Origin of the sequence: Flavobacterium hankyongi (genome assembly GCF_036840915.1) — a bacterium.
GTDB classification, from domain to species: Bacteria; Bacteroidota; Bacteroidia; order Flavobacteriales; family Flavobacteriaceae; genus Flavobacterium; species Flavobacterium hankyongi.
This window is the reverse complement of sequence record NZ_CP085725.1, coordinates 330,367-357,133: the sequence shown is the minus strand read 5'-3', so window position 1 is coordinate 357,133 and position 26,767 is coordinate 330,367. Positions and strand designations below refer to the sequence as shown.

At 33.3% G+C, this 26,767-nt stretch carries 21 protein-coding genes; 10 read left to right on the top strand and 11 right to left on the bottom strand.

From position 1 onward, the window contains the following. Positions 1 to 69 precede the first annotated feature (69 nt). The 4 genes from LJY17_RS01685 to LJY17_RS01670 are packed head-to-tail and all read right to left on the bottom strand — an operon-like array spanning position 70 to position 5,218. Positions 70 to 1,053 carry an FAD:protein FMN transferase gene (locus tag LJY17_RS01685; RefSeq protein WP_264542139.1) on the bottom strand — a complete coding sequence of 328 codons (984 nt, stop codon included), beginning with the start codon at positions 1,051 to 1,053 and terminating at the stop codon, positions 70 to 72. Then, entirely contained in the window at positions 1,053 to 3,248 is a 2,196-nt protein-coding gene (locus LJY17_RS01680) for a PepSY domain-containing protein (RefSeq protein WP_264542138.1), read from the bottom strand. The genes LJY17_RS01685 and LJY17_RS01680 overlap by 1 nt, the downstream gene beginning before the upstream one ends. 9 nt (positions 3,249 to 3,257) lie before the next feature. Then, positions 3,258 to 3,737 carry a DUF2271 domain-containing protein gene (locus tag LJY17_RS01675; RefSeq protein WP_264542137.1) on the bottom strand — a complete coding sequence of 160 codons (480 nt, stop codon included), beginning with the start codon at positions 3,735 to 3,737 and terminating at the stop codon, positions 3,258 to 3,260. 2 nt (positions 3,738 to 3,739) lie between these two features. Next, a complete protein-coding gene (locus tag LJY17_RS01670) occupies positions 3,740 to 5,218 on the bottom strand; it encodes an ankyrin repeat domain-containing protein (RefSeq protein ID WP_264542136.1) in 1,479 nt (492 codons plus the stop codon). A gap of 398 nt (positions 5,219 to 5,616) precedes the next feature. Here LJY17_RS01670 and LJY17_RS01665 point away from each other — a divergent pair, with 398 nt between their 5' ends. The 3 genes from LJY17_RS01665 to LJY17_RS01655 all read left to right on the top strand — a co-directional run bounded on the left by LJY17_RS01665 (position 5,617) and on the right by LJY17_RS01655 (position 7,425). Beyond that, complete coding sequence (locus LJY17_RS01665) at positions 5,617 to 5,895, top strand: hypothetical protein (protein WP_264542135.1); 279 nt, start codon at positions 5,617 to 5,619, stop codon at positions 5,893 to 5,895. Beyond that, positions 5,885 to 6,418, top strand: a complete 534-nt coding sequence (locus LJY17_RS01660; RefSeq protein WP_264542134.1) for a hypothetical protein — start codon at positions 5,885 to 5,887, stop codon at positions 6,416 to 6,418. Before LJY17_RS01665 ends, LJY17_RS01660 begins: the two co-directional genes overlap by 11 nt. A 176-nt stretch (positions 6,419 to 6,594) precedes the next feature. After that, a complete protein-coding gene (locus LJY17_RS01655) occupies positions 6,595 to 7,425 on the top strand; it encodes a hypothetical protein (RefSeq protein ID WP_264542133.1) in 831 nt (276 codons plus the stop codon). Positions 7,426 to 7,605: 180 nt separating this feature from the next. Here the strand turns inward: LJY17_RS01655 and LJY17_RS01650 are convergent, their stop codons facing one another. Further along, positions 7,606 to 10,233 (bottom strand): valine--tRNA ligase, encoded by a 2,628-nt coding sequence (locus LJY17_RS01650; RefSeq protein WP_264542132.1) that lies wholly within the window; start codon positions 10,231 to 10,233, stop codon positions 7,606 to 7,608. Between the two features lie 292 nt (positions 10,234 to 10,525). On the opposite strand from LJY17_RS01650, the gene LJY17_RS01645 reads away from it, so the two are divergent. Then, on the top strand, positions 10,526 to 10,960 hold the full coding sequence (locus LJY17_RS01645) for a DUF1573 domain-containing protein (protein ID WP_264542131.1): 435 nt from the start codon (positions 10,526 to 10,528) through the stop codon (positions 10,958 to 10,960). Between the two features lie 31 nt (positions 10,961 to 10,991). Here the strand turns inward: LJY17_RS01645 and LJY17_RS01640 are convergent, their stop codons facing one another. Then, positions 10,992 to 12,248, bottom strand: a complete 1,257-nt coding sequence (locus tag LJY17_RS01640) for an aspartyl protease family protein (RefSeq protein ID WP_264542130.1) — start codon at positions 12,246 to 12,248, stop codon at positions 10,992 to 10,994. 204 nt (positions 12,249 to 12,452) lie between these two features. Between LJY17_RS01640 and LJY17_RS01635 the strand changes: the two genes are divergently transcribed. Then, the gene (locus tag LJY17_RS01635) at positions 12,453 to 13,646 is read left to right on the top strand and encodes a pyridoxal phosphate-dependent aminotransferase (RefSeq protein ID WP_264542129.1); all 1,194 of its coding nucleotides are present in this window, start codon (positions 12,453 to 12,455) and stop codon (positions 13,644 to 13,646) included. Between the two features lie 100 nt (positions 13,647 to 13,746). Here the strand turns inward: LJY17_RS01635 and LJY17_RS01630 are convergent, their stop codons facing one another. Beyond that, positions 13,747 to 19,146 (bottom strand): T9SS type B sorting domain-containing protein, encoded by a 5,400-nt coding sequence (locus tag LJY17_RS01630; RefSeq protein ID WP_264542128.1) that lies wholly within the window; start codon positions 19,144 to 19,146, stop codon positions 13,747 to 13,749. Between the two features lie 157 nt (positions 19,147 to 19,303). Between LJY17_RS01630 and folE the strand changes: the two genes are divergently transcribed. The 4 genes from folE (at position 19,304) to lgt (ending at position 22,838) form a co-directional block, all read left to right on the top strand. Beyond that, positions 19,304 to 19,975: a GTP cyclohydrolase I FolE gene (folE, locus tag LJY17_RS01625; RefSeq protein WP_264542127.1), complete on the top strand. Its 672-nt coding sequence runs from the start codon at positions 19,304 to 19,306 to the stop codon at positions 19,973 to 19,975. A gap of 98 nt (positions 19,976 to 20,073) precedes the next feature. Further along, positions 20,074 to 21,555, top strand: coding sequence for a cysteine--tRNA ligase (gene cysS, locus LJY17_RS01620; RefSeq protein WP_264542126.1), 1,482 nt, complete (start codon positions 20,074 to 20,076; stop codon positions 21,553 to 21,555). Positions 21,556 to 21,605: 50 nt separating this feature from the next. Beyond that, positions 21,606 to 21,830 carry a membrane protein insertion efficiency factor YidD gene (gene yidD / locus LJY17_RS01615; protein ID WP_264542125.1) on the top strand — a complete coding sequence of 75 codons (225 nt, stop codon included), beginning with the start codon at positions 21,606 to 21,608 and terminating at the stop codon, positions 21,828 to 21,830. 81 nt (positions 21,831 to 21,911) lie between these two features. Then, entirely contained in the window at positions 21,912 to 22,838 is a 927-nt protein-coding gene (gene lgt, locus LJY17_RS01610) for a prolipoprotein diacylglyceryl transferase (protein ID WP_264542124.1), read from the top strand. 44 nt (positions 22,839 to 22,882) lie between these two features. Here the strand turns inward: lgt and LJY17_RS01605 are convergent, their stop codons facing one another. Both LJY17_RS01605 and pyrE read right to left on the bottom strand, forming a co-directional pair. After that, positions 22,883 to 23,275, bottom strand: coding sequence for an SRPBCC family protein (locus tag LJY17_RS01605; protein WP_264542123.1), 393 nt, complete (start codon positions 23,273 to 23,275; stop codon positions 22,883 to 22,885). Between the two features lie 43 nt (positions 23,276 to 23,318). Further along, positions 23,319 to 23,966 carry an orotate phosphoribosyltransferase gene (gene pyrE / locus LJY17_RS01600; RefSeq protein ID WP_264542122.1) on the bottom strand — a complete coding sequence of 216 codons (648 nt, stop codon included), beginning with the start codon at positions 23,964 to 23,966 and terminating at the stop codon, positions 23,319 to 23,321. A 7-nt stretch (positions 23,967 to 23,973) separates the two neighbouring features. On the opposite strand from pyrE, the gene LJY17_RS01595 reads away from it, so the two are divergent. Continuing rightward, positions 23,974 to 24,579, top strand: coding sequence for an NUDIX hydrolase (locus LJY17_RS01595; protein ID WP_264542121.1), 606 nt, complete (start codon positions 23,974 to 23,976; stop codon positions 24,577 to 24,579). An 8-nt stretch (positions 24,580 to 24,587) separates the two neighbouring features. Here LJY17_RS01595 and LJY17_RS01590 read toward each other — a convergent pair whose 3' ends face one another. Together LJY17_RS01590 and coaD are read right to left on the bottom strand one after the other, a co-directional pair. Continuing rightward, positions 24,588 to 26,312 carry a M14 family metallopeptidase gene (locus LJY17_RS01590; protein WP_264542120.1) on the bottom strand — a complete coding sequence of 575 codons (1,725 nt, stop codon included), beginning with the start codon at positions 26,310 to 26,312 and terminating at the stop codon, positions 24,588 to 24,590. After that, positions 26,312 to 26,767, bottom strand: a complete 456-nt coding sequence (gene coaD, locus LJY17_RS01585; RefSeq protein WP_264542119.1) for a pantetheine-phosphate adenylyltransferase — start codon at positions 26,765 to 26,767, stop codon at positions 26,312 to 26,314. Before coaD ends, LJY17_RS01590 begins: the two co-directional genes overlap by 1 nt.

Below are 26,767 nucleotides of genomic sequence, written 5' to 3'. Positions count from 1 at the left end.
ATTATTGACCTATAACTGCAGAAAAAAACTGTCTCGTTCTTGAAAGCGAGACGAAATTTATAATTTTCATTACTTAATAAATTTTCTTTTTTTGAAGTTTTTCGACTTGATAATTTTTCCCTTATCAGTAATCAAGACACAAGAATATTCAGGAAATTTTTCAAGTAATTGTAATCCTTTTTCAACTCCTAAAACGATTATTGAAGTACTAATTCCGTTGGCTATTTCTGCACTTGGACCAAATACCGAAGCACTACAAATTCCTGTTGAAGGCATTCCTGTTTTTGGATTTATTATGTGAGAATATCGTTTACCATCAAACTCAACAAATTTTTCGTAATTCCCAGATGTTGTAACTGCAAATCGTTTAAACTTTATAACTTCAGTATAATCGTTATTATTAAATGGGTTTGTAATCCCTACTGTCCAATATTTACCATTGTGTTGTTTCCCCCAAGTTGCTAAATCTCCAGATGCATTAATAATTCCGGCCTTTACGCCTTTTGATTCCATTAATTCTCTGGCTTTATCAGCTGCATAACCTTTCCCAATAGAACCAAAACCAATTTTCATTCCTGGATTTTTTAAATAAATTGTCGATGCAATGGTATCAATTTCAATATTTTGATAGCCTACTTTTTCAACCGATTTTTTAATGGCTTCAGGGCTTGGCATAGTTGCCATAGAACCATCAAACTTCCAAATTTTATCCATGGCTACGATACTAATATCAAATGCTCCGTCAGTCAATTTAGAAAAACACATACCTGATTGTGTTAAGCGAAGTACTTCCTTGTTAACTTTTACAGGCTTAATTCCTGCATTTCTGTTAACTTCTGAAATTTGAGTTTGTGGTCGCCATTCGGAAATTAAATTTTCAATCCTTTCTATTTCAGCTATAGATTCATCAATAAATTTTTCAACAGCTAATGAGTCTTTCGCTTCAATGGTAATATCAAAACGACTTCCCATTAATGTAACTGCTCGATGTCTTTGCACTTGAGCTACAGCAAAATTTGAAACTAAAACGATTAAAAAAAGTATTTTGTTCATTAATAACAATCTGATAATATTTGGCCTTTAGCTTGAAAATGAGCTAAATTATGATTTGTTTTTTCTATACAAATCTGATCTAACACAGCAATAATATCTTTATACATTGCCAACGAACCACAAATCATTACAACGCCGCTATTTTGCAATATTGAAGCTATTTTAGCAGCATCATTTTGAACAATTTGAGTAACGTAACAATGGTTCCCTTGACGAGATAAGGCGAATTGGAAGTCTTTTATTTTTTTATTTGCTAAAGAAGTCTCTAAACTTGTTTTAAACCCTTTTACAATTGGTGTTTCTTTTCTAAAACCTGCATAAAGATGTAACGGAACTGATTTAGTATTTTTATTAATCATTCCTAAAAACGGTGCTATTCCGGTTCCATTTGCGATTAAAATTACTTCTTTTTTATTTGGTAAATGAAACGACTTATTTTCAACTATTCTTGCTTCAAAATGACTTCCAACTTCTAATTGACGTAAATAATTAGAACCTAATCCAAATTCATGCAATTTTACTACCAACTGAATTTTACCATCAACTTTACCAATAGAATACAATCTTTCTTTGCCTTCATTTCCTGGATAAATAGCTAACAAATCTCCAGATTGGAATTTAATCTTTTTATAAGGTTTTAATGTTAAAACAAAGGTTTGACACTCTTCTGAAACTAAAGTTTTCGATTCAACTTCAAACTTTTGCAGTGCTTTTGGTTGATTAATATATTGAGCAGGAGTTGTACTTAATTCGGTCCCATTGATTTGATTATAGGACTTTACCCATTCAACAAATTCATTTACCGATTTATCATTTATTGTACGAAGTCCGATAAAGGTTTTATTCCAACTTTTGCTCTGTAGCCATAATTCGACTTTTTTAGCATAGCCACAAAAATCTGGATAGTTTGTTGAACCAAAACCAACTACACTGGTTTGAATAGGTTTTGAATAATTCAATTCTGCAATTAATTTTTCGAATTGAGTTGCATTAGAAGGTGCATCTCCCAAACCGTGCGTCGAAGTAAATAGTAAAATTTGTTCTGCTTTAGGAAATACTTTTAAGGCATTCATTTCTGTAATAAATACTTTCTTTCCAACGCTGACCAATTGTTTTTGAATAGCATTGGCAAATCCTAATGTACTTCCGTTTTCAGACCCAACTAAAATAATAATACTACTTTCATCTGCCGAAAACTGATTTTTTATTTTATTCTTCATCCTTTTCCAAGACATACTAAATCCTGAATAGATAAAAAATAAAATACTAATTGATGAAATCCCTAAAATTATAGCCCAAATTGAATTTGCTCTACCTGTATGTAAATCAAGAGTCAAAGTTTCTAAAAGCACCGTTTTAGGATATTTAATTTCACTTAAAACGCTACCATTAAACTGATTGACTAAAAGCTCTCTATCATTTAATTTTAAAGTATAAAACTCTTCAACATCATCTGTAAAAGGAAATTCAATTTTTTGAACTTCCGACAGTTTTATGTTTTGAAATGTTTTAAAGTCTCTAATTTCTATTTCTTCGGGAGCTTTATTTGGAAAGGATAGTTCTTTGTGATTTAATTTGGCTTGATCAAACCATTTTAATCTGTTAATAGTTAAATAGGTTCCTGACAACGATATAATCAAAATTGGCAATAAAAACCATCTTCCTGTAAAAACATGCAAAAACTGCATCCATCCTTCGTTGGGAATAGCACTGAAAAATCGTAAAAACCCTTTTTGTCGCTGGATCATTAAAATGGTTCCTGATACGGCAATTAAGAACAGTAAAAAAGCATTGATACCAATAATTATTCTTCCTGTATCATGTAGAAATAAAGAGCGATGCAACGAAGTTACCCATTGAATAAATTCATTTTTCTTTTCTGGTTTTCCAATGATTTTTCCTGAATTTACATCTATATAGGCTTCAATTTCATTGCCATTTTCATCTAAACCTTTTAGAGTTACAAATTGGTTATGATCTACAGTAATTTCATTTACTTCTAAAAATTTATCCTTAACTGTAGGAATTACTTTTGAAAGGGTAATTTCTTCAAAATTAGCTACACGATAAGGCGGTAATTTCTGCCCTACTGCATCAACTGCTAATATTATTCCAGTAATACTAGCCATTAATAAAAATAGAGAAGAGACCACCGCCAACGTAAAGTGTGCGTATCGCCAAACGGAAAGCGTCATGAAATGGGCTTACATTTTATTTAATTTCACGTAACGAATGTATCCTTTTCCTTCGGTTTTTTCAGCCAAACCTTCAGTTGTTAGAATAACTTCAGCATCTGTTACGTGATATTTTTGATTTTCAACTGCAGATTCGAAACGGATTTTATATCCTGCATTTATTTTATTGTCATCGATTTCAAAAACTGTTACACTTCTATCACCTCCAGCAATTGAAGCACCAGTTTTAGCATCTACTTTATTTTTTTTACTGTAGAACTTATACCATTCTTTAATGTCTTTGTACCATTTTTTATCGTCTCCCATTACATATAATGTCTTTTCATATTGTCCTTTTGGGTTGATTAATGAAACTACTATGTACGCTCCTTCTCCAACATAATTAGACATTTGCAACATACATTTATATTTTGATGTTTGTGCAGACACTTGATTTGTAAATAAGCCAATAACTAAGCTTAATACTACGTATTTAATATATTTTCTCATTCTTATTTTAAAAAGTCGATATTAACCTGATTTTTTACTAACACTTCGTTTTCTTTTGCTAAATCATAAGCCGTTTCATCAAAATCGGTTTTGATAGATTTATCAGCATTTAGTGATACAATATATTTTAGCAATGAATCATCTTTTGCAACTAAAGCCGCTTTATGCAATGCTGTAAGACCTTCTGCATTTTTAGCATTTATATTGATTGACAATCCTTCTAGTTTTTTTACTAAGTTCAAATCGTTTTTACCAACTGCCAAATGATAAAGCGTGTTTCCATCTTTTTGTTGAGATTGCAATGCTACTCCTTTACTTTTTAACAGATTTAATTTATCCAAAAAATCATCGTTACCGCCACGAGGTGCACGGAAATTTTGAACTAAATGATACCCAACATCATGATTGTCTTTATCTAAAATACTTAAAGAAGCATTTTTATTTAATAACGCATTGATTACATCAACAGAACCTGATTTTACTGCTTGAAAAACTGCAGTTTCACCTTTACTATTTGCTTGATCTACTTTTGAACCCTTTTCTAACAATAAGTTTACCAAACCAGCATCTCTACCAGCAGCAGCATTTATTAAAGATGTATTTCCTTCTGCATCAACTAAATTTATATCAACTCCTTTAGAAATAAAATAATTTACAACCGGAACTTGATTCTCTTTTTTAGCAATAAAATGTAAAACAGATTCTTTATTTTTTGAAAGTGTAGTTGGTTTAATTTTTAAATCATCAACTAAATATTGAAAGACTTCTATTGTATTTGCACTTCTTCTTGAAGCTTCAGCAGCAAACAATAAAGCATTAGGAGTAAATTTAACACCTTTAGAAACCAATGTTTTTAGATTAGTGATATTTCCAGTTCTTGCTGCATAATCAAAAACCGTATTTCCTTCTGCATCTACATCTTTTAAAGAAAGTCCTTTAGAAACCAAATAATTTGTCAAATTCAAATCCTTATCATTTGGAATTGTCAACATTAAAATAGTTGCATTGTTTTTGTATTTTTTCTTTGGATCTAAACCAGCCTTGAAGAAAGTTTCAAATAAAGCTACGTTATTTTGACCTCCTTGAGCTGCATAAACCAATGGCGTTGCATCATGAGAGTCTTCAATGTTAATATCCGCACCTTTTGTAATCAAATAATCAACAAGCTCTAAATTTCCTTTTCCAGCAGCCCAATGTAAATAAGTACGAGCATCATGTGTTTGTTTTTTTACATCATTCCCTTTTTGCTCTAATAAGTACTTCACAACATCAATAGCAACACCATTATTTATTGCTAAAGTTGTGGGATCAAAAGCCGAAGGATTCAACGCTGCGGGATCATTCCCTTTTTCAATTTCTCCCTTTACAGTCGCTACATCAGGATTTTTTTTCCAAAAACCTTGATCCAAAAGTGAATTTCCTTTTTGTGCCGAAACTAGTCCAGCAGCTAATAAGGTAATTACTAAACTTATATTTTTCATTGGTTAGTTGTTTTTATTTATATTAATTCTAAACAAGCGCAAAGTTATTAATAAAATTGACCTGCAAAAACGATTTAAGATTTATTTTAGAAAGCTTTTATTTGAAATGGTGTAACTGAATACTAAAAAAATCCATAAACAAACCTATTGAATTATCATTCAATACAATAGATTTAAAAACAAAAAATCCTGAGCTAGAATTTGGAATTTTTATAGTTTAAAAGACGGCATTGAAACTAGTGCTGTGTTTATTACTTTGTAAGATTTTTTAGTTATTTTTGAAAGAATAAAATTGATAAATATCAAACATTTACATCAAAAAAAAGGCAGGCATGTATGATTTTGTCATATATATAAACAAGTTACCCGCAACTGCAGAACATAAACCTATTAAGAATATGACAAAAATTTTATCTATCGACTATTTAAAAGCCAATTGGGGGTTTTTGACGACTGGTTTTGGAATTCTCTCCGGACTTTTCTTAACTGGTTTAAAAATTGGAGACTATAATAAAAGTTTAGATTGTAAACTAGAACGTATAGAATTTGAAAGAGCATGTGATTCAAGGGTTGAAGAAGAACATGAAAAGTGCAAAGATGCAGATTTGCTCTTCTACAAAACTAGGTCACAGGAGTTAGAAAATGTAATTAAAACAATTGGCAAACATGAAAAATAAAATTATAGTTCTATTTGTGTTTGCTGTATTAATTACAAGTGTAAGTTTCAATATAATATTAGCAAACTATCAATCAAACATTGAAAGTGAATTACAAGAAAAGGATAAATTAATTAATCGGATAAAAAATAATCAAACTAAATACGGTGACAGTATAAAAAAATATGCTAAAACAATCGAAAAGTATGTAGATGACTGCAACTTTGAATATGGTGGTAAAAGCATCTCTTCTACTGATTTAATAACTTTTGTTAATAGAAAATTAGAAGAAAATGATGAGTTAAAATTAGAGCTTGATAACTGTAGTGATTCACTAAAAATTAAAAACGATATTCTAGCAGAGGCAAAAAAACATTATGGAATTAATTACATTATTGAAAAGACTGCTAATGGATATACGATAAGCAAACCATATCCAACAAAACTTGATAGTGCACTTGTACTATTCCCACACTACAAAGATAAAATCAAACTCTCTGAAGACGGAAAAAATTGGGTTATCACAAAAACTCCAAAAAAGTAACAGCTGCTGGTAACAGCCGTTTGGCAAGATTGCGTATTTTGTTGTGAATTCACATTTACATTTCACAAGAAATTTTATCTTTAACAGAAAATAATCGTTTCCGAAGATCGCAACAGAAGTAAAGCGGCGATACATTAGAGAAAACTTATTGAACTTACAGCATAAAAATAAACCAAATGAAATTATTATTAAAATTTGCCATTATCATTTTCAGTCTAAATTGTTTTGCACAAAGTAAAATAGATAAGATGAAAGATGAAGTCGTTAAAGAAGGAATATTACTATTCAAGTCTGAAATGGCTTCATGGTATGGAAGCGACATTCTTATTGAAAAGATAGATCGATCCAAATTCGGAGGTTACGTTTCATATACTGAAGAAGAAAACACAAAGTGTGTTTTTCTATCTAATGACAAAGTACCTCAAATAATTGGAATGGTTACTTTTGACAAAACATTCGACATTAAAAATGCTAAGACAGATTTGGTTGAAAGAAAACCATCTGAAATTGAATCTCAACTTTTCGAGTTAAGAACTAAATCTCTTGAAGCAATAAGTAATGATACAATTTTTAAACAATATAAAAACACGAATTTAAATATAGTTCCAATTATTTCAAAAGACAGTAAAAAAGTTTATGTTTTAACAGGCCCAACACAAAATGGAGTTGTTCTTTTTGGAAACGATTACCTTATTACTTTTAATAGAAAAGAAAACATTGACAATATAAAAAAATTACATTCAAGCTTAATTCCCGTTCAATATGGTGGTGGTGATCCAGATAAAAAGTCTGTAGCTTCAATGCATAGTCATCTTCCAGAATATAGCGACATTATTACAGCAACCGACATATGCACAACGATGTTATATCAAAAATTTACGGAATGGGAATCTAGTTATGTTATGTCAAAAAAATATGTTTCAATGTGGGATTGCAAAAAAAATGATTTAATAATCATGACGATTGAAGCATGGGAAAAAATATCAAATCAGGTCGACAAAAAATAATGGCTTCCCCCAACAAAGCACTGTGCTTAAAACAAATTAAAACTTGAATTTTCAGTAATTTATTTACCGTTTACTACTCACCATATTTAAAAACATAAAAAAATCCCGAGCTCTTAACTCGGGATTTTCTATTTTAAAACCCAACAGGTTTCGGAAAACCTGTTAGGTTTGGATAAATTACTATTTCAAATTTGCTAAACTTTGTTCTAAAGTAGCAATTTTAGCTAAAGCATCAGCTTCTTTTTTGCGTTCGTTAGCAATTACTTGCTCTGGTGCTCCACTAACGAATTTTTCGTTAGAAAGCTTCCCTTGAACCGATTTCAAGAAACCTTTTGTATAATTTAATTCTTCTGTTAATTTACTAATCTCAGCAGCAATATCAATACCTTCTCCTACTGGAATAAAGTATTCATTAGATTTTACACGATAAGAAAGAGCTCCATTTACTTTATCAGAAACATATTCTAAAGAAGATACATTACCTAATTTGGTAATTACACTATCAAAATATGTTGAAGCCTTTTCGTTGTTTACTACTTTTAACTCGATGGTATCCTTGAACGAAATATTTTTATCTTTTCGAATCGTTCTAATTCCTGAAATTACTTCGGTAGCAAAATCAAAATCGGCAATTAATTTTTCGTCATACGATTTTATTGCTGGCCATTGTGCCACAATTAAAGCTTCTTCAGGAGTTCTGTCTGCAATATACTGCCAGATTTCCTCTGTCAAGAACGGCATGAATGGATGCAATAACTTCAAATTAGCTTCCAACATTTCGATGGCTTTATTGAAAGTAGCTCTGTCAATTGGTTGTTGGTATCCTGGTTTAATCATTTCCAAGAACCACGAACAGAAATCATCCCAAACCAATTTGTAAATAGACATTAAAGCATCCGAAATACGGTATTTATCAAAGTTGTCTTCGATTTCAACCAATGTTTTTTGCAATTTCGCTTCGTACCATTCTATCGCCACTTTAGACGATTCTGGTTGCGAAATATCGGCTACTTCCCATCCTTTAATCAATCGGAAGGCATTCCAAATTTTATTAGCAAATCCTTTCCCTTGGTTGCATAATTCTTCGTCAAACAAAATATCATTTCCTGCAGAAGCACTTAGCAACAATCCACAACGAACACCATCGGCACCAAATTTTTCAATCAATCCTAATGGCTCAGGAGAATTGCCTAATGATTTAGACATTTTACGTCCTTGTTTGTCACGAACCAAACCAGTTAAATATACATTTGAAAATGGTTTTTCTCCTGCATATTCGTAACCTGCAATAATCATACGGGCTACCCAAAAGAATAAAATATCTGGCCCTGTAACTAAATCATTCGTTGGATAATAGTATTTAAAATCTTCATTCTCTGGTTCCATAATCCCTCCAAAAACAGCCATTGGCCATAACCATGAAGAAAACCAAGTATCTAAAGCATCAGCATCTTGTTTTAAGTCTGAAGTTTGAAGATTAGAATTTGAAGTTCTTTCTTTTGCTAAAACCAAAGCATCTTCTATATTTTCAGCAACTACGAAATCTTCTTTTCCATCACCATAATAATACGCCGGAATTTGTTGACCCCACCATAACTGACGAGAGATATTCCAATCGCGAATATTGTTTAACCAATGCGCATAAGTATTATTAAAACGAGATGGATACAATTTAATTTCATCAGATTCTAAAACCGCTTTGATTGCAGGTTTTACTAACTCTTCCATTTTCAAGAACCATTGGTCAGACAAACGAGGCTCAATTACCGCTTTGGTTCTCTCGGAAGTACCTACATTATTGATATGATTTTCAACTTTAGCTAAAGCGCCAATCGTTTCCAATTCTTTTGAAATTTCTTCACGAACTACAAAACGATCTTTACCTTCGTAATGCAACCCAAAACTATTTAAAGTCGCATCCTCATTGAAGATATCAATAATTTCTAAGTTGTGTTTTTCGCCTAACGTTTTATCATTTACATCGTGGGCAGGAGTTACTTTTAAACAACCTGTACCAAATTCCATATCCACATATTCATCAAATATGATTGGAATTACACGATTACAAATAGGAACAATGGCGCTTTTCCCTTTTAAGTGAAAATAACGCTCATCCTCTGGATGAATACAAATGGCGGTATCACCTAAAATAGTTTCTGGACGTGTCGTTGCAATTGTTACAAATTCATTTGAACCTTCAATTTGATATTTTAAATGGTAAAGTTTCCCTTGACGCTCTTCGTAAATTACTTCTTCGTCAGATAACGTTGTTTTCGCTTCGGGATCCCAGTTGACCATTCGGTAACCACGATAAATCTGTCCTTTGTTGTACAAATCAACAAACGAACGAATTACAGAAGCTGACATATCAGGATCCATTGTGAATTTGGTTCTATCCCAATCACAAGAACATCCTAATTGTTTTAATTGTTCAAGGATTGTTCCTCCATATTTATCAGTCCATTCCCAAGCATGTTTCAGGAATTCTTCACGGGATAAATCGTTTTTATTGATACCCTCAGCTTTTAGTTTGGCAACAACTTTTGCCTCTGTAGCAATCGATGCGTGGTCAGTTCCAGGTACCCAACAAGCGTTGAATCCTTTTAAACGTGCACGACGGATTAATACATCCTGAATGGTATTATTTAACATATGCCCCATATGTAACACTCCTGTTACATTAGGTGGCGGAATGGTAATTGTATATGGTTTACGGTGGTCTGGCGTAGAATGGAAATATTTGTTTTCCATCCAGTAGTCATACCATTTTTTTTCTACAGATTTTGGATCAAACTGTGCTGGTATCATTTTTAAATTAGAATTTAGAGTTTAGAATTTAGAATGTTTAGATTCTAAAAGTTTACAAAAGTGTTGTTGATTGCTCTATAGCCCCGATGGGAGCTAACTACCATGTAGTGCGGACAGCGGGAATATAGTTTACTGGATGTAAAGACTGACTCGCTCCTGAAGAAATATGTATAAATGAGTTTGGTACACTTTTTGTAATTTATTGCAAAAGTAAGTAAACTATGTAAATATAAAAAGAAAGATTTTTTGTAAGTTTACAAAAACAAATCTTACTGGACTTAAATTAAAAATTATGAAAAAACTAATGTTAATAATGGCTGTTTTAGGTTTTGCCTTTTCAGCTAGCGCACAAAAAGGTGCGAAAATTGAATTTAAAGACCAAGACAATACTATTGATTACGGTACAGTAACAAAAGAAAGTGACAATGGTGTTCGTGTTTTTGAATTTACTAATACTGGAGATGCTCCTTTGATTATTACAAATGTGCAATCTACTTGTGGTTGTACTGTTCCTAGTAAACCAAAAGAACCAATTATGCCAGGTAAAACTGGTCAAATTGAAGTGAAATACAATATGAATCCTGGACCAATTAGAAAAACAATTACAGTTGAATCTAATGCGGTAAATTATGAGGGAGGAAAGATAGCATTAAAAATTAAAGGTACAGTTGTAGCTGCTTCGGATGTAAATGTTATGGAGAAGAAAAAAACGTTACCAAATAACTAAAAAAATAAGGCTCAAAAATGAGCCTTATTTTTTACAATATTTTTTTGAGTTGAAATTTAGTTTTAAATATTACACCATTTCTTTCTACTTCTAGTTTAATCCATTTCCCTTCTTCAGATTGCATCAACGAAATAATGTCTTGTAGTTTGTATTTAAAAGCATACTTACCATTTAATACTGCTATTATATCTCCTTTTTTTATACCTGCTAAATCTGCTGGAGAAGATTTTCTCACGCTTGTTATCTCATATACTGGTTTTAAAGCAAATTGATACTTAAGGTTATTTTGTCTTCCAGACTCATAAACTGAAACTTCGTCCTTTACAGTACTCAATAAATTTGTTTTAAACTGAACTTCTTCTTTTATCCATTGCAAACCACTATGTTGAACTTCGATTCCACTCATATTATAATTAAATGGATCCTCAAAGTCATTATTTTTTTTAAAAAACATTCTTCCGTTTTTATAATCGTAAATAGTTGTAAATCTTCTTAGTATTTCTGAACCAATAGATCCTTTTCTATCTTTAACAAAACTAGCGTTCTGTAACGACTCTTTATCTGGAAAAGATATAGTAGGTAAATTAATTTCTTTATTACCAATATTCATCTTCTTAATTCTAGCTCTTTTACCATGTATATCACCACTAAAACCCTTTCCTAAAAAATCAATAAAATAATCATTTGGAGACTCAATAATCTCTCCATCTTCAAACAACCAAATAGCATCACTACCTCCAGTATCGACTAAAAGTTTAGCTTTAATATTTTTTTCATTTAATAATATATCTGCAAAAATATATGGCTTTTCTAATTCTAACGAAATAGGAATTTCTTCAAATGATTTAAGTCTTGATTTAGGATAGTCATCAATATTTCTGTAAACAACTACCCTTTTTGCTTTATAGTTTATTTCAACAAAATAATCTTTAAAAAAATTATAACCAATAATACCATGAACTGGAATTCCAACTTGGGAAGAAAAGTTTACTTCTTGATCTAGTATAATAAAAACTTCATGCTTATTATCTACAAAACCGTTGATTCTTAAGTCGTTTCCCTTTGAGTGTAATGCTTCTATTGCTTTACCAGTACCAAGTCCTTTAATTTTAATCTTTTGTAAACTATTGAAAGATATCGAATCTGCTTCCTCTAAACTAAACAAAATGGTACTCTCTACTCCTGTATCAAGCAAAAAATTAAGCTTGACTCCATTTAATTCTACAGGAATAATTACAAGATTATTTCCTACTTGAAAAGGGATTGAAATCTTTTTTTTATTGGTCAAAAATTTAAAATTTCCTTGAGAAAAAATAAAATTAATCGACAATAAAAAAAGAATAAAAATGGATATTTTTTTCATTAATTAAACGGCTTTCTTTAAAGTTACTAATTTTCTCAAACGGAAAACACATAATTAACACAATTGAAACAATTTTAAAGAACTATTCTGCAAAAAAAATTGCAAATTTGCATCACCAAACTTTTTATTATGCCTAAAATATCAAATAAAGGACATCAAATGCCAGAATCTCCCATAAGAAAACTGGTTCCTTATTCAGAAATGGCCAAAAAAAACGGCCACAAAGTTTATCATTTAAACATCGGTCAACCCGATATCAAAACACCTGAAATTGCAATTGAAGCTGTTAAGAATTCTGATATAAAAATATTAGAATACAGTCATTCAGCAGGATTTGATAGCTACAGAACAAAACTAGCATCAAGCTATCAAAAAATTGGACTACCTATTAATAAAGAAGATATTATAATTACTACAGGCGGTTCAGAAGCTTTACTTTTTGCTATTGGAACTACCATGGATGCAGGTGATGAAATAATAATTCCTGAGCCATTTTATGCTAATTATAATGGATTTGCAACTGCATCTGGAGTAAAAGTTGTCCCAGTTATATCTACACTAGATGAAGGCTTTGCATTACCTCCTATTGCAGATTTTGAAAAACTAATTACTTCTAAAACTAAAGCAATTTTAATTTGCAATCCCGGAAACCCAACTGGTTATTTATATTCTCAATCAGAAATCAATCAATTAGCTGAGTTGGTAAAAAAACATGATTTATTTTTAATTGCTGATGAGGTTTACAGAGAATTTGTTTACGATGAGGGAGCTAAACACTATTCTGTAATGGATGTTCCTGGAATTGAAGAAAACGCTATAATGATTGATTCTGTTTCAAAACGCTATAGCATGTGTGGAGCAAGAATTGGATGTATTGTTTCTAAAAACAAAGAAGTAATGTCAACGGCACTAAAATTTGCTCAAGCACGTTTAAGCCCGCCAACTTACGAACAAATTGCCAGTGAAGCTGCATTAGAAACTCCTCAAAGCTATTTTGACGAAGTAATTACTGAATATAAAGAGCGTCGCGATACTTTAATTACAGAATTAAATAAAATCCCAGGTGTAAAAGTTGCCACTCCAAAAGGTGCTTTTTACTGTATTGCTCAACTACCTGTAACAGATGCTGATAATTTTGCTCAGTGGTTATTAGAAAGTTTCAATTTTAATGGTGAAACTGTTATGGTTGCACCTGCTGCTGGATTTTATTCATCTCCTAATGTTGGAAAAAATGAAGTTCGTATTGCTTATGTTTTAAAAAATGAAGACTTGATAAAATCTGTTCAAATTTTAGGTGAAGCGTTAAAAGTTTATAACAATTAATTTCAATAAAATTGAAATACATCTTAATTCAATTTTTATAATAATTTAAAAAAAGAAAGAGGCTTACAGTTGTAAGCCTCTTTCTTTTTATTAAAACCATTTATCGTTTTAAAGAGAAATGGGATTTAAATTCTTTGTTTTGTCCTTTTTCTTGGTAGAATACCACAAACCAGTAATCTGTTGATGGCAAGTCTTGTCCGTTAAAGGTACCGTTCCAACCACTACTCGAAGGTCTGATTTCTTTCAGTAATTTTCCAAATCTGTCAAAGATATGAATTTTTGAATTAGACTGACCTTGTAAGGCAGAAATATTCCACGTATCATGATAGCCATCACCATTTGGCGTGAAATATCTTGGAAAATCAATAAGTGTAGTAGTAATTGAAATATCTCCACACTGATGTACATCACGAACCGTGACTGTGTGTTCTCCAGGTGTTACATCTGTAAACACACTGCTGCTTTGGTAATCTCCACCATCTAACGAATATTCATAATTCCCTGCTGGTGTAGCCATTACATTAATACTCATTACATCTGCAAAATATTCTGAAGTAACTACATCTAAAGCCTGTGGCCATGATGATGGAACTACTGTAGCTTGTGCTGGTAATGGCGGACATACTGCCGATGTGAGTGGAGTTGCAATTGCAGTATAAGTTCCTGGTGCTGATGCTGTATATGAATTTCCTGATCCTCCTACTATCGCTCCTGAACTATCTGTCCATTGGAAACTATAATCTGTCGCGCTTAAATTAGCCGTAATTGTATAAGTATTCAACACAGCTCCTGAATTTGGATCCACACAAACATAGCCATTAGTTAAGGTCATCACTGGAGTGGTAAGTTTTTCAGGGTTTTTAAACGCTATCGATGCTCCCGATAAGCAACTTCCGTTACTAGCCTTTACCGTATAACTTATACCTGCTGTCATACCTGTAATAACTCCACCTGCGCCTACTGTTGGACCTGTTGGGGTGAAAACATACGTCTGTGCAGCATTATAATTGGTAATTGTACTCAACCCATCTGCCGCACATGTAGCCGCTGTTGTTGCTGTCGTTGGAACTACTGGAGTAACTAACATTGCTGCATTACTAAATGCCGCTGATGCAACTGATGAACAACTTCCATTACCTGCCGTCACGGTATAACTCGTTCCTATAACCATACCTGTAATCACTCCACCTGCTCCAACTGTAGGACCTGCTGGGGTGAAAGTATAAGTTAACGTCGCAACATAATTGGTAATCGTACTTGATCCATTTGCTGTACAAGTTGCTGATGCTGTGTTTATTGTTGGAACTACAGGAGTTGTAAGCATAACTGGATTATTAAATGATGCCGAAGCTGCCGATGTACAACTTCCATTACCTGCCGTCACGGTATAACTCGTTCCAGCAATCATACCTGTAATCACTCCACCTGCGCCTACTGTTGGACCTGTTGGGGTGAAAGTATAGGTTTGACCCGCTACATAATTTGTAATCGTGCTTGATCCAGCTGCTGTACATGTAGCCGCTGTTGTTGCTGTCGTTGGAACTACTGGAATAACTAACATTGCTGCATTACTAAATGCCGCTGATGCAACTGATGAACAACTTCCATTACCTGCCGTCACGGTATAACTCGTTCCTATAACCATACCTGTAATCACTCCACCTGCGCCTACTGTAGGACCTGCTGGGGTGAAAGTATAAGTTAACGTCGCAACATAATTGGTTATCGTACTTGATCCATTTGCTGTACAAGTTGCTGATGCTGTGTTTATTGTTGGAACTACAGGAGTTGTAAGCATAACTGGATTATTAAATGATGCCGAAGCTGCCGATGTACAACTTCCATTACCTGCTGTCACGGTATAACTCGTTCCTGCAACCATACCTGTAATCACTCCACCTGCGCCTACTGTTGGACCTGTTGGGGTGAAAGTATAGGTTTGAGCTGCTACATAATTTGTAATCGTGCTCGATCCAGCTGCCGCACATGTAGCCGCTGTTGTTGCTGTTGTTGGAACCGCTGGAGTAATTAGCATTGCTGCATTACTAAATGCCGCTGATGCAACTGATGAACAACTTCCATTACCTGCCGTCACGGTATAACTCGTTCCTATAACCATACCTGTAATCACTCCACCTGCTCCAACTGTAGGACCTGCTGGGGTGAAAGTATAAGTTAACGTCGCAACATAATTGGTAATCGTACTTGATCCATTTGCTGTACAAGTTGCTGATGCTGTGTTTATTGTTGGAACTACAGGAGTTGTAAGCATAACTGGATTATTAAATGATGCCGAAGCTGCCGATGTACAACTTCCATTACCTGCCGTCACGGTATAACTCGTTCCAGCAATCATACCTGTAATAACTCCACCTGCGCCTACTGTTGGACCTGTTGGGGTGAAAGTATAGGTTTGACCCGCTACATAATTTGTAATCGTGCTTGATCCAGCTGCTGTACATGTAGCCGCTGTTGTTGCTGTCGTTGGAACTACTGGAGTAACTAACATTGCTGCATTACTAAATGCCGCTGATGCAACTGATGAACAACTTCCATTACCTGCCGTCACGGTATAACTCGTTCCTATAACCATACCTGTAATAACTCCACCTGCGCCTACTGTAGGACCTGCTGGGGTGAAAGTATAAGTTAACGTCGCAACATAATTGGTAATCGTACTTGATCCATTTGCTGTACAAGTTGCTGATGCTGTGTTTATTGTTGGAACTACAGGAGTTGTAAGCATAACTGGATTATTAAATGATGCCGAAGCTGCCGATGTACAACTTCCATTACCTGCTGTCACGGTATAACTCGTTCCTGCAACCATACCTGTAATCACTCCACCTGCGCCTACTGTTGGACCTGTTGGGGTGAAAGTATAGGTTTGAGCTGCTACATAATTTGTAATCGTGCTTGATCCATCTGCTGTACATGTAGCCGCTGTTGTACTAGTTATTGGAACTACTGGAGTAATTAGCATTGGTAAATTACTAAATGCTGCTGATGGAGCAGAAGAACAAGTCGCATTAGTTGCTGTTACTGTATAAGATGTTCCAACCAACATACCTGTAATAACTCCACCTGCGCCTACTGTAGGACCTGCTGGGGTGAAAGTATAAGTTAACGTCGCAACATAATTGGTTATCGTACTTGATCCATTTGCTGTACAAGTTGCTGATGCTGTGTTTATTGTTGGAACTACAGGAGTTGTAAGCATAACTGGATTATTAAATGATGCCGAAGCTGCCGATGTACAACTTCCATTACCTGCTGTCACGGTATAACTCGTTCCTGCAACCATACCTGTAATCACTCCACCTGCGCCTACTGTTGGACCTGTTGGGGTGAAAGTATAGATTTGAGCTGCTACATAATTTGTAATCGTGCTTGATCCATCTGCTGTACATGTAGCCGCTGTTGTACTAGTTATTGGAACTACTGGAGTAATTAGCATTGGTAAATTACTAAATGCTGCTGATGGAGCAGAAGAACAAGTCGCATTAGTTGCTGTTACTGTATAAGATGTTCCAACCAACATACCTGTAATAACTCCACCTGCGCCTACTGTAGGACCTGCTGGGGTGAAAGTATAAGTTAACGTAGGATCGTAATTTGTGATTGTGCTCGATCCATCTGCTGTACATGTTGGTGCTGTTGTTCCAACAAGCGGTATTGAAGGTGATCCCGGAGGGGTATTAATGGTAACAGGAGTTGTCGAAGATACACAAGAAGAACTGATATCTCTTACAATAACTATGTATGATCCAGGTGGTAATCCTGGAAATAATGGATTAGATTGATAGTTCATGCCATTATCGACACTATATTCATAACCCGCTCCTAATGGAGAAGTTACAGTAATGGAACCTGTAGTCACCGTACATGTTGGTTGAACAACCGTTACTGCTGGCGCTGTTGGAGCTGGATTTATTGTCACAGTGAATGTTGGTGCCGAAAATGCTGGACAACTTCCCGATGCAACTATATCATAATGAACTGTATATGTATTAGGTGTACTACCATTTGGTGTAATTGCTCCTGTAGTTGGATCTATAATCAATCCTGCTGGTGTAGCACTAAAAACACCTCCCGATGTCAATGCACTTAATGTTACAGCCTGTGGCGATGTAATCGACTCACAATAAGTAGCAGGTGTATAACTAAAACTTCCACTTGGACCAGCTGTAACGTTTAATTGAAAAGATCTAAGATTCGTACACCCTGTGCCGGTTACAGTTCCTTGCTCTTCTATTTCAACCCAAATGGTTTGTGGATATGTAGTAGATATTGGTGTGTATGCACCTAAAGTTGCATTAGGAATTTGAGCCCCTGGTGCACCAGCATTATCCACATAATACCTAAACACAAAATCACCAGGCGTTGCATAACCATTTGCCATATAAGTATTTTGGTTAATATTAAATGTATAAGGTCCTGGAGAAGATGTACATAGTGTTATGTCTTGAGGATCTAAAGTTGGTAAAGCTGGTTCTACACCAACAGTTATATCGTCTTGTATTTCTATTAAAGTACCATCACATCTAGTGTAAGTTGCTACAGCTGTATACGTTGTTGGTGTTGTAGGAGAAACCGTAATTGGATTTGCTGATCCTAAACTTGGACCAGTTGAACTACCTAAATGCCAATTTAAAGTCACATTTGACCCTCCTGCAGCTGATGGAGTAAAACGCCATGCCTCATTAAATGCACTCCAGTTTCCAGTATTTCTACCTGGTGGCACAGCAGCTAAAGTCCCCGCTTTATTCATAAGTCCAATAACCCCAACACCGTTCTGCCATGCATTACAAGGTGTCCTTTTCTTAACAAGAACATCTATAGTATTAGTTGTTTCATATAAAATGATCTGATAAGTTTGAAGACCAACACTTGTATTACAAGAGAATTGAGGGATCTCAGATGTATTAAGAACAAAAGCTCTATTAGGGTAAGTTCCAGTTACATAATAATTAATATTCTGAACTACTGGATTAGTAATTAAACCTGGATGAATATCTTGATAAACCCCATAAATTGCATTTCTTATATTGAAATCTGCATTAGTAGTTGGTATTGATGAAGAAAAACTCCAATCACAACCACCAGCTACTAAAGGTGTTTGTGTTCCACCTGGCACAACACCAGCGATATCGAAAGTTACAACACCATTAGCTCCTACTAATAATTTAGTATAGTTTTGTCCATAAAAACAAAAAGGGAAGGGTAAAGTCACTATTGGTGACCAAATATCATCGACTGACACATCTAAAAGTGTTCCTCCCGTAAAAGGATAAGAAGGTGCATACGGAATCGATGTCACATCATAGTTATTAGTATTTGTAGCATAAGTTTGCAAATAATCAGCCTGAAGAGTGGTTGATTCTCCCGGATTACATATTGGCAAAGGTGCTTGTATATCCACATATACAGTTGGGGCATTTTGCGAAAATGACAGAAAATATCCCAATGAAAAAATGAAGATAAGTAGGTGTTTTTTCATAATTATTGTATTTTGCTCAAATAAATTTGCGAAAATTAATGAATTTTTAACAATTAACACATTTTTATTTAACTTTTTTTATGTTAAAAATCAAAATTTATAATCTGAATATAATATGTATATTTGCGTCTTATATAAAACTGTTGAATATTTTATAATGACTCAGAACGAAGAATTTCAAGAAGAAATTGGAAATAACCACATAGGTACAAGTGCCACAAACCCTCTACGTAAAGATGCTTTCGAATTGACAGATGAACAAAAAATCACCTCAATTAGAAAGGATGTAGAAAGTATTTTAACAACTTTAGGGATGGATTTAACCGACGACAGTTTAAGCGGAACTCCTAATCGTGTAGCCAAAATGTTCGTTAAAGAAATTTTTGGGGGATTACACCCTAATAAAAAACCTGGTTCTTCAACTTTTGCCAATAATTATAAATATGGTGAAATGCTTGTTGAAAAAAACATAACCGTTTATTCAACTTGTGAACATCATTTATTACCTATTATAGGTAGAGCTCATGTTGCTTATATTTCGAACGGAAAAGTGATTGGTTTATCTAAAATGAATCGTATTGTGGATTATTATGCAAAAAGACCTCAAGTTCAAGAACGTTTAACAATGCAAATTGTACAAGAGCTTCAAGCTGCTCTTGGAACTGAAGACGTTGCATGTGTTATTGATGCAAAACACCTTTGTGTAAATTCAAGAGGAATAAAGGACATTGAAAGTAGTACTGTAACTGCTGAATTTGGCGGAAAGTTCAAAGAAGAAAAAACACGCAGAGAATTCTTAGATTATATTAAATTAGACACAAAATTTTAATAATAGCCCTGATAGAAGCGGCATCCTTTTTGTTTACTGAGCGAAGTCGAAATGTATAGCAAAAAGATATAGCGGATAGCAGGAAATAGCTCCCAGTAATGCATTTATATCAAGACAATCCTATAAAAATATACAATTCGCTTACAGGCGAAAAAGAGACATTCACTCCTATTCTTCAAGGTAATATTGGGATGTATGTTTGTGGACCTACTGTGTACAGCAATGTTCATTTGGGTAATGTGCGTACTTTTATGAGTTTTGATATGATTTTCAGATACTTCTTGCATCTAGGATATAATGTTCGCTATGTGAGAAATATTACTGACGCAGGACATTTAACAGATGATGGAAATGTTGATAACGATCGTTTTGTAAAACAAACTCGATTAGAAAAATTAGAACCAATGGAAATTGTACAAAAATATACAGTGTACTTCCACAAGGTTTTAGATTTATTCAATTTTTTACCTCCAACTATAGAACCTACTGCTACGGGACACATTATAGAACAGATTGAATTGACAGAAAAGTTGATTAAAAAAGGTCTTGCCTATGAAAGTAATGGTTCTGTATACTTTGATGTGTTAGAATACAACAACAGAGGTTTAAATTATGGTGAATTAAGCAATAGAAACATTGAAGATTTGTTTGCCAATACTCGTGATTTAGACGGACAAAACGAAAAGAAAAACGCTCCTGATTTTGCACTTTGGAAAAAAGCATCACCTGCTCATATCATGAGATGGAATTCTCCTTGGGGAGAAGGTTTTCCAGGTTGGCACTTAGAGTGTACAGCCATGAGTACTAAATATTTAGGAGAAACTTTTGATATTCACGGAGGTGGATTAGACTTGAAATTTCCTCATCATGAATGTGAAGTAGCACAAGGCAAAGGTTGCAATGGCTCTTCGCCAGTAAATTTTTGGATGCACGCTAACATGCTAACCATGAATGGCTTACGAATGAGTAAATCTACAGGAAATTTTATACTTCCTATTGAACTTTTAAATGGTGAAAATAAATTTTTTGAAAAGGCATTCAGTCCAAGTGTAGTACGTTTTTGTTTTATGCAAGCTCATTATAGAAGTGTTTTAGACATTTCTAATGAAGCTATGGTTGCTAGCGAAAAAGGATTAACAAGGCTGTTTGAAGGAATTAAACTTTTAGATAAAATTTCTTCATCAAACACATCATCAATAGATATTTCTGCTTGGAAAAAGAATTGTTATGATGCAATGAATGATGATTTTAATACGCCTATATTAATCGCACATTTGTTTGAAGGAATAAAATATATCAATTTAATTAATGATGATAAGGAATCAATTTCACAAGCTGATTTAGATAACTTGAAACATACTTTAACAACATTTGTTTTTGATATTTTAGGAATTAAGAATGAAGAAGCTACTGCAAACAACTCTGATAAACTAAATGGAGTTGTCGAAATGTTGATAAAAATGCGCAACGAAGCTAGAGCTAATAAAAACTGGGCAATGTCTGACCAGATAAGGGATGAGCTAGCCGCTATTGGTATTATCTTAAAAGACGGTAAAGAAGGAACTACTTTTATGACTTAATAAAAAATAAACCGGTTTACAGCCGGTTTATTCATTTTAACAATTACTTTATGATTAAAAAAATAGCTATAGCTCCTTTACTTTTCTTAGTTTGGTTTTATAAAATACTTATTTCACCACTCATGCCTGCTACTTGCAGATACCAACCTACTTGTTCAAGCTACATGATTGAAGCCTTAAAAAAGCATGGTCCCATTTATGGTCTATTTTTAGGATTAAAAAGAATTGGGCGTTGCCATCCTTGGGGAGGAAGCGGTTATGATCCTGTACCTTAAAATATTCCTAAATTCAATTAAATAACTATTGTTGTAGTAATTTTTATTGTTATTTTTGAAACACTTTGAATAAAATACAATATGACACACCCACTTTACTTTGTTTGGAATCCTTCTGAAGGAATACATATAGGTTCATTTACAATTCGTTTTTACAGTTTGATGTTTGTCGTAGCATTCTCGCTAGGCTTTTACATAATGAAAAAAATATTCGAAAGAGAGAAAGAGCCAATTGAAAAACTAGACAATATGTTTATATGGATGGTTATTTCTGTATTGCTTGGCGCTCGATTAGGACATGTTCTATTTTACCAACCGGAATTATTTAAAGAAGATTTTTTTAGCATCTTTTTACCTTTTCGTTTCAACCCGAGTTTTGAATTCACAGGATTTCAAGGACTTGCAAGCCACGGCGCAGCAATCTCAGTAATTATTTTTATGTATTTCTTCTCTAAAAAAGTAATGAAAAAACCCGTTTTATGGGTACTAGACAGAGTTGTAATTCCTGTAGCAAGTGGAGCAATTTTTGTACGTTTAGGCAATTTCTTTAACTCAGAAATTGTTGGTCATGAAACTACATCATCATTTGGTATTAAATTCATTCAAGATGCTATACGCCCAATTGAAGCTATGAGAATTACAGGTTTAACAGATTCCAAAGCAGCTTTTAATGCAATTGCTACAGATCCTAAATTTACATCTGTTTTAGATAAAGTTCCTGCTAAACATCCTTCTCAGTTATACGAAGCTTTTGGTTATATTTTTGTGTTTGCTTTACTTTTCTTTTTATATTGGAAAACAAATGCTCGTTTAAAACAAGGTTACCTTTTTGGTGTGTTTTTAGTATCACTATTCACAGTTAGAATAATTGTAGAATCTGTTAAAGAAAGTCAAGGAGGATTTGAAAACATTCTAGGTATGCTATCTACAGGTCAATGGTTGAGTATACCATTTATCATAGCAGGAATCTATTTTATTGCCACAGCAAAGATTAAAGAAGAATTATAATACAATAAAAAAAGCCATTCATATGAATGGCTTTTTTTATTGTATTATAATTTATGCATATTCTCTGCTAAAGTCTCAATAAACTTTGAGATTGGTCCTTTAATCATCATTGCCATCATTGCATTAAATTCACCTTGAAAAAACAATTGAACTCCTGTAGTTTCTACACCTTCTTCGCTTAAATTTGCAGTCAATGTAAAAGGCAATTTACTTGAAGCAGCTCCTAAAACAATTTTAGAATTTGGAGTAACTTCTTTTTTTAACAATTTAATTTCAGGCATACCTTTTAAACCAAATTCGAAACAATTTTCATCGATTACTTCAAATTTAGCGATATTATCAGGCATTAATTTTTCAAAATTCTTAACTTGACTTAATTCGTTAAATAAATATTCTGCAGATTTTTGAACAGTAACTTTCGGACTTTCTAAATTCATTATTTTAGATTTATAAATTATTTGATTCTTTATTTAACAAAAACTATACTTCAACATTCCATTCAGATGGATTTTTTCTCCATTCTTCAAGGGTTTCCTGCTCATCTTCTGCAATATATTTTTTTTCTACTGCCAAAGTTATCAAGCTATCATAGTTACTTAATGTATACAAATTTACTTTTGCTTCTTTAAAATTATCAGTTGCAACTTGAAAACCGTATGAAAAAATGGCAGCCATTCCTTTAACGTTTGCACCTTCATTTTTTAGAGCCTCAACTGCCAGCAAGCTACTTTTTCCTGTACTGATAAGATCTTCCACTACCACAACATTTTGGCCTTTTTGCAAAAACCCTTCTACTTGATTCATTCTACCATGTTTTTTAGGTTCAGGTCTAACATAAACAAATGGCAAACCTAATTCCTGCGCAACAAGCATACCTATTCCAATAGCACCTGTGGCAACACCAGCTATAACATCTGGTTTACCAAATTGCTTTTCAATGTTCTTTGCAAATTCGTCTCTTACAAAATTTCTTATCGCCGGAAAAGATAGAATTACCCTGTTATCACAGTAGATTGGAGATTTCCAACCTGAAGCCCATGTAAAAGGATTTTTAGAATTCAATTTAATTGCATTTATTTGTAAAAGCAATTCGGCAGTTTTACTCGCTGTATCTTTATTAAAAATCATAGTACAAATGTATAAAGTTTTTGTAAACGACAAGCCTCTTTTCCTGACAAATGAAATCAAAAAAGAAACTGATTTCAAGTTTTTTTTATTGGAAAGTGTCGACATAGAACAATTAATAATTGGTTTTTTTCAAAACAAATTTCAGAAGGTGTATTTATATCATCCTGATGAAAAAGAAATTATGAAAACTTTGAGAGCCAAAATACCAGTTTGCAAAGCAGGAGGCGGATTAGTTCATAACGACAAAGGAGAGGCTCTCTTTATTTTTAGAAACGGAAAATGGGATCTACCAAAAGGCGGAATGGATCGCGGTGAAGAATATGAAGAAACCGCTATACGAGAAGTTAAAGAAGAAACTGGTGTTGGAAAACTTAAAATAACTAATAAACTTCCTAAAACATACCATGTATTTAAACGTAACGGTAAATACAAACTTAAAATAACACAATGGTTTGAAATGCATTCTTCTTTTGAAGGAAAACCCGTTGGACAAATAGAAGAAGGTATTGAAAAAGTAGCTTGGTTAAAACCACACGAAGTTGAAGAAGCACTGAAAAACTCATACGAAAACATAAAACTGTTATTTACAGAAGAAAAAAAGCTCCATGAATAGAGCTTTTTTTATTTTATGATTCGATAAACAGGATATTGCAAATGTGCTTTTTCGTAATGAACAGAGTTTTTATATGCCCAATCTAGTTGTGCTTCGGGATTTTGTGCAAAAGCTTTATCATTATTTATTTTTTCATCTAATTGTTTTCTCAAATTAGGGTTCTTTTGTAAAATTTCATTAGCTAAATCTTCAAAAACATATTCTGAGTATCCTTCTTTTTGTTGAAGAATAGTATCGAAAAAATTCCAATTAAAGAAAGAATCCAACGCTTCTGGCTCCAAAGTTTCTAATAGGTATTTTATTGAGGTTTCATTCACAGAAAACAAATAATCCCCTTTACTAAATCTAGTTTTCTGAACAAAAGAAGTAACTTTTGTATTACGATGATTATAATGTCCTTCATAAGCCGATGTGGCAGTTTTATAATCGGCTATTTTATAACTTTCTACTTCTATTATTGAGTCATTTTTCAGGATGGTATATTGACAATTATTCGCTTTCAATAAATTAATCACATTCCACCAAGACTTTGGAATAACATATGATTTAGGAACAACCACTTCTTTTACCGATTTATATTTTGGATAAAAATCAATCTCTTTACTATAAGGCTTATTCCTATCATAAAACAGCCTATCTCCTGTTGTCACATCGCTTTTTTTATAGCTTCCTTCATAGCCTAAAAATTTCATTTTATCAACTTTAGTTGAGTCCAATTTCCATTGTACTGGATATTTGTCACCAATAGAAAATTGAAGTGAATTTTTCTTTCTTGTCTCTTTAAGTTGTTCTGTATTTTTATCTACAAAATTGAGGAGAGATTCCATAAAACGGTACGTTGCTCCTACCCTTTTAGCATAATCTTTTAGCATATGTGTTTCGACAACATAGCCTATCATATTGAATAAAGATGTGTAACCAGTAGTATATCTAGGTGAATCAAAAAATTGAGCATATCCTTTATCCGGTGTACCTCCCCAAACATTTACATAAGGAATAGACTCAACACCATTTTCTTTAAGATTTTTCACTATAGATGGTGTCATGACATTTCTTTGAAAATCACCCAACTCCTTCCCTAACTTGTCAGGTTGGGATTGAATGTAGGTTAACAAATATTGATAATCAGCTCCATTACTCACATGATTATCTATAAAGATATCTGGATTGAATTTATGCAAAATTTCAACAAGTGCTTTTGTATTCTTTGCATCCGATTTAATCATGTCTCGATTCAAGTCGAAATTTCTTCCGTTTCCACGAAAACCATATTCTTCAGGACCATTTTGATTGACTCTTGAAGTCGAATTTCGATTAAGCAATCCTTCAATATTATATACAGGAATTGCAATTACAATGGTATTTTTAGGAACAGCTATTTTTCCAATAGCCAAATCTCTAAAAAACATCATAGAAGCATCTATTCCATCTGGCTCTCCTGCGTGAATTCCGTTATTTATTAAAATGACAGATTTTCTTTTATCAAATGATCTAGAGTCAAACTTTTTATCAGGGTTAAAAATAACTAATTGTAATGATTCTCCGCAATCTGTAAGTCCCATTGATTCCATTTTTATGGACTCGAAGTCTTTGTCCAGCATTTTGTAAAACGAAATGACTTGATCGTAAGTAGCAGATTGATTTCCGTTACCTTTTTCGAATACTGTCTCATATTTTTGAGAATATACAAATGCTGAAAAAAGAAATGCAGATAATTTAAGAAGTCTCTTCATTATTTCACAGTAACTGCATCTGGTACCAATACTTTGTAATTTCCTCCGTTTCTAATAACATCTCTAACGATACTTGAACTTATAAAAGAAGTATCTGCTGCTGTTAGAAGAAAAACAGTCTCAATTTTAGATAATTTTCTATTTGTGTGGGCAATCGCTTTTTCAAATTCAAAATCAGCAGGATTACGCAAACCTCTTAATATAAAATCGGCCTCTAATTTTTTACAAAGGTCAATTGTTAATCCTTCGTAAGTTATTACTGAAATTGAATCTTCTAGCTTAAACGTTTCCTCTATAAAACGCTTACGTTCTTCTAAAGGAAACATGTATTTTTTTTCTGCATTGACACCAATTGCTATTATAATTTCATCAAACAAAGGAATACTTCGGTTGATTATATCTAAATGTCCTAGAGTAATAGGATCAAATGATCCTGGAAATATGGCTCTGCGCAT